Below are 16,483 nucleotides of genomic sequence, written 5' to 3'. Positions count from 1 at the left end.
TATTGCGGGTTGACATATTTATTCAGCCAATTCCGTAGTCTGATTAAATCAGAATGCTCTTTGATAAGGTAAGATACCGCGTTCAAGCATTTTCTGGCTACCCAAACTATGATTGTTACTTAGGCCTCTGAGTTCCACATTGATAGACCATTTATTATCAATATCGCTGTGGTCAACTTTCCAGCCAACAATTTTTCGTTCATAACCTACATTTACCGCCCAACAACAGGTGTTATATTGTAAACCAACCATCTGGCTAACAGGTTCGGACTCTTTAGTATCAAAGTAATAGGCACCCACAAGGCCCCAACGTTCTGCTAATGGCCAACTGCCTACAACACCCACTTGTGAAATACCTTTTTGGTATTCAGGTAGAGGGTTCATTTTTCCATCATAAGGGCGAACACGTGTTGCTTGGATATAATCACGATCAACATAACGATAGCTCAACTGTAGTAGATGATCACTATCGGCGCGATATTCCATAATTGCATCACCCATCGATACGCTACCTAAACGACGGTCATATTGTAAACCACCACGCATACCCACGGTATCAGTGATCCGCCAGTAGGCATCACCAGCCCATACCATTGAACCTGTTTCATCTTTGCTATTGATGATTTCGTTTGATGAACCTGTTTTCGGACGTTCAAAGAAGTAGATTTGACCCACAGAAACGTTAAAACGTTCAACTAATTCGCTATCATAAAAACGCGAAGTTATACCGGTTGTTAATTGGTTTGCAGACGCAATACGGTCTAAGCCACCATACATTCTGTCGCGGAAAAGTCCGCCATAGTTTGACTGTAATAACGCGGAGTCAAAGTTATTGATATTAGACTGATCTTTATAAGGAACATAAAGATATTGCACTCGTGGCTCAAGGGTTTGAGTAATATCTTTGGTTTGATATTGACGCTCAAAGACCACTTTCATATCAGATTTAAACTGTGGCAATACACGATTAACACTGTCATCTAATTTTTGATTATTGGGTTTGGCTTTATAACCATCTGGAATGTCTTGATCATAATGAGTTGCCATGATTTTCAACTCATTATTAAAGCTTGCCCATCCTGTAGAGGCTGGGAGTGAAATTGTTGGCTCAATATGGAAACGATTCGCTTCGGGGGTATTCTCCCCCACACTAGTAAAACGCACAAATTGAGCGTAAGTCCGAAAATCAAATGGTCCTACATCATTCTTATAATAATTGAGATCAAGCTGTGGCTCTGCACGATAAGCTCTTGCATCTTTATTATCAGAGAAGATTTGGAACTGCTTAGTGGTTAAGGTCGCATTCCAATTTTGTTGTGCATAACCTGTACTAAATTTCTGAGTAGCATAACCATCAGTGGTATTACCATATTGTGAGGTAAAGTCAGTGAAATACTTATTGTCACTGACTTTGGTGTAATCGATATTAAATCGCCACACATTGTTCATCACACCACTATGACCCCAATAGAATAACCAACGTGTAGCGGTATCACGAGGAAGATAGCCAGCTTTATTTTCTGCTTTATCTTTATTGTATTGGCTATCGTGATTAATCCAATCTACAGCGATGGTACCGCGCCCCGGCGTTGTTAAATAACGAAATTCGTTATCTAATTTTAAACCACGACGGCTGATATAGTTGGTTGTAATAGTGGCATCATAATTAGGAGCGATATTCCAATAGTAAGGGAGTTGGAAATCAAAACCTGAACTACGGGAATAGCTCCCGTTTGGTATTAAGAAACCAGAACGACGTTTATCACCGATAGGCAATTGAAGGTAAGGGCTGTAGAAAATAGGGACATTAGCGACGCGAAAGCGTGCATTCCAAATTTCAGCAACTTGTTCTTCACGGTCTAAAATAACCTCAGAACCGACAACGCTCCAGCTATCATCGCCAGGTAAACATGAGGTGAACATCCCTTTATCCATAATGGTATAGCGGTTCTCGCCACGCATTTGCATCTTATCGGCGTAACCACGGCCTTGGCGACCAACCATCTGGTAATCACCTTGTTCAATATCCGTATCTTTATTATTAAGATTAGACCAAGCACGAGGGCCTTTTAAGATGATTTGAGGATCATCATAAGAGACATTGCCCGTAGCTGTCACCATTCTTAATGGTGTTTCTCCCTCAGTTTGTGTCAGTTCAACACTGTCTGCACTTAAGGTTTGGTTCCCCTGTTTAATATCAACATCACCTTTATATTTGATCATGCGAGGATATTCACCTTGCATATCATTTGCAGTGATAGTGACGGGCAAGCTATTAGGATCGCCTTGTACTAATGGTTTGTTATAAACGGGAACTCCCAGTAAACATTGGGAGGCAAGGTCAGCATAGGCGGGCTGACCGTATATTGTGGCCCAAACTAAGGTGGCCAGCAGTGTGGGATAACTTTTTTTCATAAGTATTTATGTGCTTCCGTCATCAGTGGCTTCATGCTGATAAACAGCCAGAAACTAACGCAGGGAGTTATGCGACACCAGCCCAACGTTCTGAACATTGTTCTAACGGTAACCGAAAAACAGGCATAAGCCTCATTTTTTCGATGTTTCTGTGTTGAAATAGGGTTATAGCCTTATTAGAAACAAAAAAACACCGCGCTGATGCGGTATTTCGTGCTGTATAACAACGCTAAAGTTATTCGTTTGGTCACTCATTTTACTTTAACACAATTTAAACGAAAACAGCATTACCTCAGTCCAAAGAGAAACAGTAAATCTCTTCATTTTAAGAAAAAGTCTATTTAGACGTCGCTTGGTGTTAGGTGTGTAAGCAAATGAATAGTATGATAATGCAAAATTGCAGGCAGAGCATTGAAGATTTGAGGAGTCTATGCGCTATTGGGGAAAATTATTAGGCCTTATCATCGGGAGTTTTGCGGGGGTAGGCTTCTGGGGCATTGTTATTGGTGTTTTTCTTGGGCATCTCTATGACATGCAACGAGGTAAATTAGGAAGTGGTGGGCGCTATACACGTGATAGACAAGCGTTTTTCTTTGCTGCAACCTTTCAAGTTTTAGGACACCTGACAAAATCAAAAGGGCGAGTCACTCAAACAGATATTTCGCTTGCAACTGAATTGATGGATCGGATGAATTTGCATGGAGTTGGACGTCAAGCTGCTCAACAAGCTTTCAGAGAAGGTAAATCACCCGATTTTCCCTTAAGAGCGACTTTACAACGTGTTCGACAAATTTGTGCGGGGCGTAGAGACTTGCTTCAGATGTTTCTGGAAATTCAGTTACAAGCTGCTTTTGCCGATGGTCAATTGCATCCGAATGAAAGAAAAATGCTGTTTATCATTATTGATGAGTTGGGTTTTTCGCGGGCACATTTTGAACATATATTAGCAATGATGCAGGCTGGCCAAAATTTTCATTATCAAAATAGGCAGGGCTATCAGCCTCAACCTCAAGGCCCAACACTCTCTGACGCATGTAAGGTACTTGGTGTTAATGAGAGCGATGATGTTAAAACCATAAAAAGAGCTTATAGAAAATTAATGGGAGAACATCATCCAGATAAACTTGTTGCAAAAGGTTTACCACCGGAAATGATGGAAATTGCAAAACAAAAAGCACAGTCTATACAAGTTGCTTATGATTTGATTAAGAAAGAAAAAGGATTTCGTTAACATCTTGTAAATAAAGATGAGAAAAGAGAGAATTATTTCGTGATAGAGATAACTTAGGTTGAGTTGAGTTTATTATTTATCACGGTAAAATATAAGTGAAATTAATTATTTCATTCTCTCTTCTCTTAAAAAAGGAACTATATCCATGTCAAACGTCCGTGTTCTTGTTGGGGTTATGGGATTAGCGCTTTGCCTGCTCCTTGCTTCATTGAGTTCAGTGACTGTTTTAGTGTCATAAGACATTAAAAATCGGCAAGGCATTCAAAATGTATCGGGGATCGAAAAGCAGGATGCGTAATAAATAATTCCTGAGCATGTAACTGCAGGCGAGGTGCCATCGCTTTTGCCTGCGGATATGCATAAAAGCGATCCCCTAAAATAGGATGCCCCAACGCTAACATGTGTACCCGCAATTGATGTGAACGCCCCGTAATTGGCGAGAGTTTTACTCTTGTTGCATTCTCTTCATACTCCAGTACTTCATAAAAAGTTTGTGCTGCTTTCCCTGTTTCATGACAGACTTTTTGTTTTGGTCGATTGGGCCAATCACAAATCAAAGGTAAATCAACTAATCCTTCTTCTTTTTCGAGGTGTCCCCATACGCGAGCAATATAGGTTTTTTTCGGTTCACGCTCACGAAACTGACGTTTTAGTTCACGTTCTGCCTCTTTGTTTAACGCAACAACAATGACCCCACTGGTTGCCATATCTAAACGATGCACACATTCGGCATTAGGAAACTCTGTCTTAATGCGCGACATAATACTGTCGTTATGCTCTGGTGCTTTACCTGGTACTGACAGTAATCCGCTGGGTTTATTGACAGCAATAATATGCTCATCTTGATATAAAACATGTAACCAAGGATCGGTTGGCGGGTTATACACTTCCATCATAGTGGATATCTCATCAAAACAACGGGGAGTAAAATACCCCCCGCTTTAACATTGATTATTGGTGGGTAACAACAATTAAACGAATTGAATCTAAACGCCAGTTTGCTTCATCTAAATGATTAAGAATATGGGTGCGTTCATTTTCAATTGCTTCAACTTCATCATCACGAATGTTCGGGTTTACAGCGCGTAAAGCCTCTAGGCGTGATAATTCATGTGTTAATACGCGATCAGCTTCTTCTTTCGCTTTTTGAATAAGCCCTTTCGCTTCGACTTCCATTAACGGTTCAGAGGCTTTGAGTACATGGTGTACTTCGCTTTGTACCGCATTGACCAGTTTGCTAGAAGTATGGCGGTTAACCGCATTTAATTGGCGGTTAAAACTTTCAAACTCAACTTGAGAGGCTAAGTTATTACCTTTTAGATCAAGTAATAAGCGCACTGGTGTTGCCGGTAAGAAACGACTTAAATGCAGATGTTTAGGCGCTTGAGCTTCTACGACATAAATCAGTTCAACTAACAGTGTTCCCACTGGCAATGCTTTATTTTTTAATAAAGACACTGCACAGCTACCAGTATCGCCGGACAGGATCAAATCTAGACCATTACGGATAATGGGGTGTTCCCAGCTAATAAATTGGGTATCTTCACGAGATAGCGCTTGCTCTCTATCAAATGTGATAGTGCAACCATCTTGTGGTAATCCTGGGAAATCAGGGACTAACATATGGTCAGATGGTGTTAAAATAATTAAGCTATCACTGCGATCTTCTTGATTAATACCGACGATATCAAATAAGTTCAGTGCAAAATTCACTAATTCAGGATCGTTATCTTGTGCTGCAATTTCACCCGCTAATTCAACGCCCACTTCGCCACCATTAGAGTGCATTTCTAATAGGCGGTCACGGCCTTGCTCAAGTTTAAGTTTCATTTCATCATGCTGTTGACGACATGTAGCAATAAACTCGTCAAAGTCAGCTAATTCATTAGGTTGAGCAAGATAATTAACTAATGCATTATATTTACTGTCGTAAATAGTACGGCCAGTAGGGCAAGTATGTTCAAAGGCGTCTAATCCTTCGTGATACCAACGCAACAAGACTGATTGAGCTGTGCCTTCAAGATAAGGAACACTGATATCGATGTCACGATTTTGACCAATACGATCAAGACGACCAATACGTTGTTCTAATAAATCAGGGTTAAATGGTAGATCAAACATAACCAGTTGGTTCGCAAACTGGAAGTTACGTCCTTCAGAGCCGATTTCAGAACATAATAGAACTTGTGCACCTTCTTCTTCAGATGCGAAATAAGCTGCAGCACGATCGCGTTCAAGTAAAGACATTCCTTCATGGAATACGGCAGCTCGAATAGCTTCACGCTCGCGTAAAACTTGCTCTAATTGCAAGGCTGTTGCCGCCTGAGCACAAATAACTAGTACTTTTTCATTACGATTTGCAGTTAAGAAGTTGAGCAACCATTCAACACGAGGGTCAAAGTTCCACCATGTTGCGTTTTCACCTTCGAATTCTTGGTAAATACGTTCAGGATAGAGCATCTCTTTAGCACGAACTTCGAGACTCTTTTTCGCAGCCATAATTTCAGCAACTTTAATCGCTGTTTGATATTGTGTTGGCAGAGGCATTTTAATCGCATGAAGTAAGCGATTAGGGAAACCTTTAACACCAGAGCGAGTATTACGGAATAACAGACGGCCCGTTCCGTGTCTGTCCATTAACATATGAATAAGCTCTTGGCGTGATTTAGTGCGTTCTTCGCCTTGTGTATTTGCCGCTTTTAGTAATGGCTCAACATCTTGCTCACTAATCATTTCGCTAATGATATTTTGTTGTTCAGTATTTAAATCATCTTCTGAGAGTAAAATAGTAACGGCGTCGGCAACAGGGCGATATTTTTGTTGCTCATTAATAAATTCGTTGTAGTCATGGAAACGACTTGGATCAAGCAGACGTAAACGGGCGAAGTGACTCTCTTGACCTAACTGTTCTGGGGTTGCGGTTAATAGCAATACAGAAGGAATAGATTCGGCTAATTCTTCGATTACTTGGTATTCACGACTTGGAGCATCTTCGCTCCACACAAGGTGATGCGCCTCATCGACAACCAGCATATCCCATGTTGCTTCAACGAGGTGTTCAAAACGTTGTTTGTTTTTACGCACAAAATCTAAAGAGCAGATAATCATCTGTTCAGTTTCAAATGGGTTATCGCTATCTAATAAGGATTCGCTATAACGGCTATCATCAAATAGTGAAAAACGCAGATTGAAACGGCGTAACATTTCAACTAACCATTGATGTTGTAAGCTTTCAGGCACGATAATTAACACACGTTCTGCACGACCATCCATTAGTTGCTGGTGGATAATCATCCCTGCCTCAATAGTTTTACCCAGGCCCACTTCATCCGCTAATAAAACGCGAGGATTATGGCGCTTACCGACTTCATTGGCGATATAAAGCTGATGAGGAATAAGGCTTGCGCGAATACCACGTAAACCGCTTTGCGCTTGCTTAAACTGTTCGCTTAAGAATTTACGTGCGCGGTAGCGCAATGCAAAGCGATCCATACGATCTATTTGGCCTGCAAAGAGGCGATCTTGCGGTTTATTAAAAGTGAGTTTGTTATCTAAGAACACTTCACGTAATTGTGCTGGTTCTTCGGTGTCTAGACGGACACCATGGTAGATAAGAAGGCCATTATCTTCTACAACGTTATCGATGGCGAGTTTCCAACCTTCGTGACTGGTGACAGTGTCTCCTGCATTGAACATCACCCGTGTTATTGGTGCATCATGACGGGAGTAAAGGCGGTTTTCGCCACAGGCAGGAAAAAGTAAGGTGACCATGCGGGCATCAACGGCCACAACAGTACCCAGTCCAAGCTCGCTTTCTGTATCGCTAATCCAACGTTGACCAAGAGTAAAAGGCATATATATAAACTCAGCTCTCAAATATATAATTTAGGAATTATTAATGAATGCAGTATTGCGGTGTTGTCATTAAAATTTGTGGGATAAAAAGTGTCTGTTCTCTAAAAAAGAAAAGTTAATTATCACCAAAGGGGCGTTATGTTAATAGATGCAAAGCAAACCGTCACCTGCAAAATGACACATCTTAAAATGAGAGTGTCATTTGTCCATTTAACAAGGTTGAGAAATCATCTTGTATAAAAGGCAGGATAGCATCTGCAATCGGCATTAACTGCTTATTGATATAGTGTTCGTAATCAGGTGCAGCGGTCATGTGCTCTAATGGTTCAGGTCCCAGGAGAGTAATTATATAACTAATCCAACCGCCTTGCTGATATTGTTGAGGTCTATTTTTGGATAAATTATATTCATCAGCTTTACGCGCTGCTTTGACATGAGGAGGGACGTGTTGCTGATATTCTGATAATTTTCGACGTAACCGTTTACGATAGACTAATCTATCATCATATTTTCCCGCAAGCGTATCTGCGACATAATCACGAATAAACTGCTGGTACGGTTGTTGATGAAAAATCCGCGTATAAAGTTCTTGTTGAAATTTTTGGGCGAGGGGAGTCCAATCTGTTCTAACGGTTTCTAATCCTTTAAATATCATTTTATCATTGCTTAACCCCGCATAACGTTTTTTACTTCCCGTTTCCATACCTCGAACGGTTGGCATTAAAAAACGACGATAATGTGTTTCATATTCAAGCTCTAATTTGCAATCAAGTTGGTAAGTTTCAAAAAGGTGTGTTTTCCACCATTGGTTAACGTCTTGTACTAGCTGATGCCCAATTTGTTGTGCTTGTTGTTCAGTGTGTGGCGATTTAAGCCAAACAAAAGTAGAGTCTGTATCACCATAAATAACTTGATAGCCTTTAGCTTCAATTAACTCCCGAGTTTTTTTCATAATTTCATGACCGCGTAAGGTAATTGAAGAAGCTAAACGAGGATCAAAAAAACGACATCCCACCGAGCCTAAAACACCATAGAAAGCATTCATAATAATTTTGAGAGCTTGAGAAAGTGGGGCATTTTTATGTAACTTTGCGTTATCTCTTTCGTGCCAAATTTGCGACACAATAGCAGGTAAACAGTGTTGCTCCCGTGAAAACCACGCTTGGCGAAACCCGGGGATAGCCCGTTTTTCATCGGGTTGATGTGTTCCTTCAATCATTCCTACTGGATCAATTAAAAAGGTACGAATAATGGAGGGGTAAAGGCTTTTGTAATCAAGTACAACAACTGAATCATATAAACCGGGAGCAGAGTCCATAACAAAGCCTCCAGGGCTATGCTCTTCTGGTTTTTCACCTTGATTAGGCGCGACATATCCAATGCGATGCATAGAAGGGAGGTAAAGGTGTGTAAACGCGGCCACAGAGCCACCACTTCTATCAACAGAAAGCCCCGTGACACAAGCTCTTTCTAATAAGAATGCCATAAGAGATGTGGCATCAAAGATACGGTTAACTAAGACACAATCTTGCCAGTTATAGTAGGCTAATGCGGGCTTATCTTCTTTAAAACGGCGATTAATTTCATCCATTCTGGCATAAGGTGTGTCAATGGCTTTACCTTCACCCAACAGTGTTTGCGCGACTGATTCTAGGCTGAATGAGGGAAAATTCCATGTGGCCATTTTCAGTGCCTCAATACCATCAATAATTAAACGGCCTTGTGCAGAGGCAAAAAAATGTCCTTTTTTAAATCCATGCTCTCGCCACTCTAGTGGGCTGTTTTGACGGCCAAGTAACAGGCTTGCACCATAGCGTTGAGCATGGGTATGTAAAATACGTAAATCGAATTGAATTAAATTCCAGCCAATAATAGCATCGGGATCGTAATGCTGTATCCACTCATTAAGTTTGTCAATTAAACGTAATCGACTACTGACATAACATAATCGATAATCTTTGAATTGCTGGCTTTCATGCCCTATAGGTAAATCATCGGTCAGCATAAATACGACATTATCGCCACAACCCGCAAGGCCAATAGAGTAAAGTTCACCATATTCACTGGTTTCAATATCTAAAGATACCGTTCGCAGTGTAGGACGATAATCTGGTGCAGGTTTTAATGTCACGGTATTGTTTTGTTGGTAACGAAACCAAATTGGTGCGGTGATAAAACGCTCCATCATGTAACGTTCATGAGGGCGTATATCGGCTTCATAAAGGCGAATCTGGTGCTCTTTAAGTTGTTGTTCAAGTTGAGCGAGTTGTCGGTATTGTTTGCAGTAGACACCAAAAACAGGCTGTCTTTCAAAGTCTTTTAAATCAAGAGGACGAATTTCAATATCAGGATTTTTATTAATGAGAGAACGTAAAATGGTTTCATGTTGGCGAGCAACAAAACCAATAGCGTGTTGTATAGGAACAGTGACTTTACGAGGACCATTATCCGTTGCAAGCCAATAGGAGACGACAATACCTTTTGGGGTGTCGCTCCAATGGCGGGTAAGAATAAAGCCTTGTTCGGTATGACCCATCATGAACACCTAATAAACACAAAAAATTCGCTAAAGATGCATTTATTATAGTCAAATAGTGGTTTTTTATACAGTTAATTTAAGTCAGGTTTAATTGAAGGGAATGCCTAAAATAAGTGATTGATCCACTTCACCATTTATCAAAGACAGTGTATTCCCATCATACACAATTGTTCCGTTATCAATCACAATCGCTCTTGATGCAATCTTAACAGCATCTTCTAAGCTATGTGACACCATCAGTAAGGTCAGGTTTTTTTCATCACAAAGTTGTTCTAGTAAGGCCAGCATTTCAATACGCAAAGCAGGATCGAGTGCAGAAAAAGGCTCATCGAGCAATAAGATAGGTTGTTCTCGTACAAGGCAACGTGCAATGGCAACACGTTGACGCTGACCGCCTGATAATTGTGAAGGTAAACGGTCAAGATAGTCATTTAAAGAAACTTGCTTGGCTCGGTTTTCTAACAGGTTTTTTTGTGTATCTGAGAGTTTTAAACCGGGATCTAACCCCAAGCCAATGTTTTGCCTAACGGTCAAATGAGGGAATAAATTATTATCTTGAAATAACATGGAAATAGGGCGTTTGGCGGGGACGGTTTTAGTGTGTTCGCGACCATTAAGAAAAAGGGTTCCTTTTTCAGAAGGCAAAAAACCAGCAATTAAACTGAGTAAGGTGCTTTTCCCTGCGCCACTGGGGCCTAATATGGCGATGCGTTCACCTGCGTTTACGGTTAAGTTAAACATAAGGTGTTGATGTTCATAGGTATAAGCCAGGTGCTCTAATTTAATCATGAGATTTTCCTGCCAATCGTTCTATTAGGCTAAAAAGAGAGAAGCAAAGTAGTAATAAGATCATGGCTGTGACAGCACCATCTTGTGTGTGATAAGCCCCAATTTGCTGATAAAGATAGAAGGGTAATGTTCTAAATGTTTCATTACCAAATAGAGCAACAATCCCAAAATCACCAATAGAAATAACACAAGCAAAAGCAAGCGCTTGTGAAATCGGTTTTTTTAATGCCCGTAACTCTATCCAACGTAGTCGATTGAGACCCTGAATATTAAGTGATTGGCATAAAAGACCATAACGTGAAGCAATATCATTCATTGGATTTTCGAGCACTTTTAAGGCATACGGAATGGCAATTAATGCGTTGGTTAAAATGACTAATACATACGGTGATTCAGGGAGGCCAGTTGTATTGTTTAATAACAAGAAAAAGCCGGTTGCTAACACAATGCCGGGCATCGCCAGAATGATCAAACCACTCATTTCCATGGCTTGCCCTGCTTTTTTAAAATGGCGTAGGCGAAGCTCTCGGCTACTCCATAGCAACATCATCGTTAGTACAACGCAGACAATACCTGCACCGACGGCAATAATGAGAGACGTTGTAAAGGCTTGCCAAAGTATGGGTTGTTGTATGACTCGTATTAATTCGCTGTTAAGACCATCAGTTACTACCGCTAAAATGGGGGGCACTAAAAAGAGGATTGCGAGCGTAATAATTAGAGTATCTGTGATTTTGCTAAAGAGAGGGTCGTATGGATCACGCCAATGTTGTTTGTGGCTATTCCCGACAAAGAGTGAGCCTTTTAACTTTTGGCTAATCAGCACTAAACCTAAACAGCAAAAAAGCTGAATAAGGGCTAAAAGAGCTGCTCTATGTAAGTCGTAGTCATAACTTAATGCTTGATAAATCGCGAGTTCAACCGTTGTTGCCGCAGGGCCACCACCTAATGCCAGTACCGTGGCAAAGCTTGCAAAACAGAGCATAAAAATTAGTGATGCAGTGGGGAGTATTTGTCGCCATAAATAGGGAAACTCAAGAAAGCGGAAACGTTGCCAGCCATTCATACCTAATTGTGAGGCTAATTGGCGTTGCTCTGGTGAGATACTTTCGAGTGCTTGCAATAGCATTCGGGTTGCTAATGGCATATTAAAAAATATGTGTGCCAATAAAATGCCTTGTAAACCATAAGGGGTAAATTGGTAATGAATCCCTAACCACTCACAAATTTGAGCAATCCACCCCACTCTGCCATAAACTGTTAAAATCCCAAAAAGTGCCACTAAAACGGGTAATACAAGGCTCATGGCACATAAACGTAAGAAGAGGGTTCTTCCTCTAAATTGACGTCGATAAAGTGCTTTTGCGAGCCAAATGGCGGGTAATATTGAAAACAGGGCAGATAAAAAGGCTTGCCAGAAAGTAAAACGGACAACATGCCATAAATAATCATCAGCAAAAATAGAGGACAGCTCGTCACTTGGCGCATTAAACCACAGTGCGCCAAATGACAACAATGCCACAATAAGCAGTAAACCCGAAGCACATAGCCCCGGGATAAGCCATCTTCCCATTAGCGACTAACCGCTGATTGCCAGTTACGAGTCCAGGTTTGGCGCTCTTTTGCAACAATTTCAGCATCAAATTGTAGTGATTTTTCTGGTTTAGGCATCGCAGAGTAGACTTCAGGTAATGGCATATCTATTACGGGATACATCCAATTGGTGGTAGGGATAGTTTCTTGGAAAGCTGGGGTTAGCATAAATTGCATAAATTGCTGAGCTAACTCAGGTTGTTTGCTTGATTTGAGTTTTGCTGCAACTTCTACTTGTAAATAATGCCCGTCAGAGAAAATAGCAGCTGCATAGTTATCTTTTTTATCCGCTAAAATGTGATAACCCGGAGATGAGGTATAACTGAGTACAAAATCACCTTCCCCTTTTAAGAATAGGCCATAAGATTCACTCCAACCTTTTGTCACTGTAAGGGTTTTCTCGGACAGTTTCTTCCATTGTGTCGCGGTATTTTCAGGATAAAGGGATTGCATCCATAACATTAAACCTAAGCCTGGTGTACTAGTGCGAGGATCTTGATACAGTATTTTCCATTTTTCTTGACTGTTTAGCAGTTCAGCCATGCTTTTGGGCGGGTTAGCAATGCGGTTTTTATCATAAATAAACGCAAAGTAACCGTAGTCATAAGGCACAAAGGTATCGTCAGTCCATTTTTCAGGTAAGGCGAGTTTCGATGTATCGATATTACTAGGTGCAAAAAGCCCCGTTTCTTTGGCTGCGTGGATCAGATTGTTATCTAACCCTAAAATAATATCGGCCTTACTTTTATTACCTTCCATACGTAAGCGATTAAGCAAAGAAACACCATCAGAAAGTGCGACAAGCTTTAATTCACAATCACATTGCTGTTCAAATGCTTTTTTAATAGCAGGTCCTGGGCCCCAATCTGCGGTAAATGAATCATAAGTATATATCGTGAGTGTCGGTTTTTGGGGGGCAGCTTGCGCTGAAAAAGAGCTTATTATACCCAGTGCACCCAGTAAGAAAGTAAAGCGAAGTGATGTAGTTAACACATTTAATTCCTCAGTAAAAAGTCAGGTAGGATCTGAGGAGTGAGGATGGCAAATCAATAAATATTGCAACATCCTGACTCAAATCCCTACGCCAGTATTATCTGGATCAGGTTCCACGGGTTTTTCTCAGCCTAAAAAGGCACCCCGTTGAGACTTTCCCATTGTAGATAAATCCACGCGTTGTGCAAAGTCTGTTGATAGAGGTTTACCGTCTGTGAGTAGTATGAAACAATGAGTTATCTTTCAAATTTGGTTATTGAGGTAGTCTAGTGATCGATGATGATGGCTACCGCCCGAATGTAGGGATTGTAATTTGTAATCGGCAAGGGCAAGTGCTTTGGGCTCGTCGCTATGGGCAACATTCATGGCAGTTTCCTCAAGGAGGAATTAACCCTGGAGAATCGCCAGAGCAGGCAATGTACCGAGAGTTGTTCGAAGAAGTTGGGTTAAGTCGCAAGGATGTTAAAATTCTTGCTTCCACGCGTAACTGGTTACGTTACAAGTTACCTAAGCGTTTGGTGCGTTGGGACACAAAACCTGTTTGTATTGGACAAAAACAGCGTTGGTTCCTTTTGCAGTTAACAAGTAATGATAAGGACATTAACGTTCAACAAAGCAAAACGCCAGAATTTGATGGTTGGCGTTGGGTGAGCTATTGGTATCCCGTTCGACAAGTCGTCTCTTTTAAACGTGATGTCTATCGTCGTGTAATGAAAGAGTTCGCACCAGTAGTCATGCCATTGCAAGAACAAGTGTCTTTACCTCGTCCATCGTATGGATATCGGCGTAAAAGGTATTAGATAACACTATGCTGACACGTTTGCGAGAAATTGTAGAAAAAGTGGCTATGGCAGCCGGGCTTCCAGAAGCACTTGAACTCTTAGTCAAGGAAACGTGTCAGGCAATGCACACGGATGTGTGTTCTATTTATCTTGCCGATAAGCAACGTCGTTGTTTTTATCTAATGGCCACAAAAGGGCTTAAAAAACCCAGAGGGCGGGCTGTTAGCCTTTCATTTGATGAAGGTGTTGTTGGTGAAGTTGGACGCCTTTCTGAGCTTATTAATCTCGCAGATATTCGTGAGCATCCTAGTTTTAAATATCTCCCTCAAGTTAAAGAAGATGACCTCCGCGCTTTCCTTGGAGTGCCCATTGTTTATCGTCGCCAACTCCTAGGTATTTTAGTGGTTCAACAAAAAGAGCGTCGCTTATTTAACGAAAGCGAAGAGTCTTTTATGGTGACGCTGGCAACACAGCTTGGTGCCACATTGTCACAAGTACAAACTAAAGGGCTTTTTGGACAATATCGTCAAAGTCGTATTAAAGCTCTTTCGGTATCCACTGGCGTAGTCATGGCCTATGGTTGGCAAGAAGTCTCTCAACCTATCCTTGAAAATGTCTTTAAAGCCAGTGCCCTTGATATAAAAGCAGAATTAAATCGACTTACAGTGGCTTTAGAAGAGGCTACTGCTGAATGTCGCCGTTTTAGTAAACGTTTTATGGCGAATGCTCAAAAAGAGAGTGCTGCCATTTTTGATCTCTACTCGCATTTACTCAACGATCCCCAGCTTAAACACAAAATGACAGCGATTATCACTCAAGGATATGTTGCGGAGTGGGCTGTAAAAGTGGTTGTTGAGAAAGTTTCGGCACAGTTTTCTAGTTTGAAAGATGGCTATATGCGAGAAAGAGCCTCTGATCTTAAAGCATTAGGACGGCGTTTATTATTTCATTTAGATGATGAAGTAAGCTCAACTAATATTTGGCCTGAGCGCTTTATTTTAGTGGCAGATGAACTGAGTGCGAGTTTATTGGCAGAATTACCCGAACAACAACTCGCAGGTGTTATTGTGCGAGATGGTGCGACACACTCACATTCTGCCATTCTTGTTAGAGCAATGGGGATCCCCGCGATTATGGGGGCGGATATCCAACCTGAGCTTTTACATAATCGAATGCTTATTCTTGATGGTTATCGTGGTGAGATTTTTATTGAACCAGAGCCTTTTATTACTCAAGAGTACAAACAAATTATTGATGAAGAGAGTGTATTAAGTCAGATTGCAGAAGATCAGCTAGAACAGCAGGCAGTTTTAAAAAATGGTGAAGCGGTTAGCGTTCAATTGAACGCGGGTTTGAATATTAAATATGAGCAACGTATTAGTCTCGGAATAGACGGTGTTGGCTTATATCGAACAGAAATTCCATTTATGTTACAAAGCGGTTTTCCATCAGAAGATGAACAAAAAAATCGCTATCGTGAAATACTCTCTTTCTTCCCCGATAAACCCGTTGTGTTACGAGCTTTAGATATTGGCGCAGATAAACAACTTCCTTACATGCCCATTAATGAGGAAAACCCTTGCTTAGGTTGGCGAGGAATAAGAATATTACTCGATCAACCTGAAATTTTCCTTATTCAGCTCCGTGCTATGCTAAAAGCAAACCTCGAATTTAAAAATTTGAAAATATTGTTGCCGATGGTGACAAGTATTGATGAAATTGACGAAGCGAGAACATTGTTATTACGCGCATGTGATGAAGTGAGTCGAGAATTAAAATGTGAATGTGCTTTGCCACCGTTAGGTATTATGCTTGAAGTCCCTTCGTTGGTGTTTATGCTGTCACAATTAGTTCATCGGGTTGATTTTATCTCTATTGGAACAAACGATTTAACTCAATATTTGCTTGCTGTCGATCGTAATAATACCCATGTTGCATCACTCTATGATAATTTGCATCCTGCGTTATTACGTTCACTGAGTTTGATTGCGACACAATGCCAATATTACCAGTTACCCATCAGTGTTTGTGGTGAAATGGCAGGAACACCTATCGGGGCATTGCTGTTAATAGGGCTTGGTTTTAGGCAGTTAAGCATGAGTGGACGTAGTTTACCTAGGGTAAAATACTTATTACGCCATCTTGATCCTGTGGTGTTACAGCCTTTTATGCAACAAGTGTTGCAAGCTGAAACAGCAACAGAAATCAAAAAATTGTCTTCTGAATTTATGGAAAGGCAGGGATTAGGTGGATTAATTCGCGGAGGCATCTGACATGCCTTTGTAT

At 40.9% G+C, this 16,483-nt stretch carries 11 protein-coding genes and 1 riboswitch; of the genes, 4 read left to right on the top strand and 7 right to left on the bottom strand.

Translation table 11 applies throughout. The features are described from left to right. Window positions 1-48 precede the first annotated feature (48 nt). Complete coding sequence (gene lptD, locus GWI97_RS00735) at window positions 49-2,415, bottom strand: LPS assembly protein LptD (protein WP_036934110.1); 2,367 nt, start codon at window positions 2,413-2,415, stop codon at window positions 49-51. A gap of 8 nt (window positions 2,416-2,423) precedes the next feature. Here lptD and GWI97_RS00730 point away from each other — a divergent pair, with 8 nt between their 5' ends. Further along, a complete protein-coding gene (locus GWI97_RS00730; protein WP_161749761.1) occupies window positions 2,424-2,573 on the top strand; it encodes a hypothetical protein in 150 nt (49 codons plus the stop codon). Between the two features lie 272 nt (window positions 2,574-2,845). Beyond that, complete coding sequence (gene djlA / locus GWI97_RS00725) at window positions 2,846-3,646, top strand: co-chaperone DjlA (RefSeq protein WP_036934107.1); 801 nt, start codon at window positions 2,846-2,848, stop codon at window positions 3,644-3,646. 242 nt (window positions 3,647-3,888) lie between these two features. On the opposite strand, the gene rluA is transcribed toward djlA, so the two are convergent. The 6 genes from rluA to thiB all read right to left on the bottom strand — a co-directional run bounded on the left by rluA (window position 3,889) and on the right by thiB (window position 13,415). Then, on the bottom strand, window positions 3,889-4,542 hold the full coding sequence (rluA, locus tag GWI97_RS00720) for a bifunctional tRNA pseudouridine(32) synthase/23S rRNA pseudouridine(746) synthase RluA (RefSeq protein WP_036934106.1): 654 nt from the start codon (window positions 4,540-4,542) through the stop codon (window positions 3,889-3,891). A 55-nt stretch (window positions 4,543-4,597) separates the two neighbouring features. Beyond that, window positions 4,598-7,501 (bottom strand): RNA polymerase-associated protein RapA, encoded by a 2,904-nt coding sequence (gene rapA, locus GWI97_RS00715; RefSeq protein WP_036934104.1) that lies wholly within the window; start codon window positions 7,499-7,501, stop codon window positions 4,598-4,600. A gap of 184 nt (window positions 7,502-7,685) precedes the next feature. Continuing rightward, window positions 7,686-10,037, bottom strand: a complete 2,352-nt coding sequence (locus GWI97_RS00710; protein ID WP_373369226.1) for a DNA polymerase II — start codon at window positions 10,035-10,037, stop codon at window positions 7,686-7,688. A 90-nt stretch (window positions 10,038-10,127) separates the two neighbouring features. Next, on the bottom strand, window positions 10,128-10,829 hold the full coding sequence (thiQ, locus tag GWI97_RS00705) for a thiamine ABC transporter ATP-binding protein ThiQ (RefSeq protein WP_036934101.1): 702 nt from the start codon (window positions 10,827-10,829) through the stop codon (window positions 10,128-10,130). Further along, window positions 10,822-12,402, bottom strand: a complete 1,581-nt coding sequence (thiP, locus tag GWI97_RS00700; protein WP_036934099.1) for a thiamine/thiamine pyrophosphate ABC transporter permease ThiP — start codon at window positions 12,400-12,402, stop codon at window positions 10,822-10,824. The genes thiQ and thiP overlap by 8 nt, the downstream gene beginning before the upstream one ends. After that, window positions 12,402-13,415, bottom strand: coding sequence for a thiamine ABC transporter substrate binding subunit (gene thiB / locus GWI97_RS00695; protein ID WP_036934097.1), 1,014 nt, complete (start codon window positions 13,413-13,415; stop codon window positions 12,402-12,404). The genes thiP and thiB overlap by 1 nt, the downstream gene beginning before the upstream one ends. Window positions 13,416-13,480: 65 nt before the next feature. Beyond that, window positions 13,481-13,572: riboswitch (TPP riboswitch) on the bottom strand. 112 nt (window positions 13,573-13,684) lie between these two features. Between thiB and rppH the strand changes: the two genes are divergently transcribed. Both rppH and ptsP read left to right on the top strand, forming a co-directional pair. After that, complete coding sequence (gene rppH / locus GWI97_RS00690; RefSeq protein WP_036934096.1) at window positions 13,685-14,215, top strand: RNA pyrophosphohydrolase; 531 nt, start codon at window positions 13,685-13,687, stop codon at window positions 14,213-14,215. An 8-nt stretch (window positions 14,216-14,223) separates the two neighbouring features. Next, window positions 14,224-16,470, top strand: a complete 2,247-nt coding sequence (gene ptsP / locus GWI97_RS00685; RefSeq protein ID WP_036934094.1) for a phosphoenolpyruvate--protein phosphotransferase — start codon at window positions 14,224-14,226, stop codon at window positions 16,468-16,470. The last annotated feature ends 13 nt before the right edge of the window (window positions 16,471-16,483 follow it).

This window comes from Proteus sp. G2300 (assembly GCF_009915965.1).
Lineage (GTDB): Bacteria > Pseudomonadota > Gammaproteobacteria > Enterobacterales > Enterobacteriaceae > Proteus > Proteus vulgaris.
The sequence above is the reverse complement of the archived record's forward strand: the minus strand, read 5'-3'. Positions and strand labels throughout refer to the sequence as shown.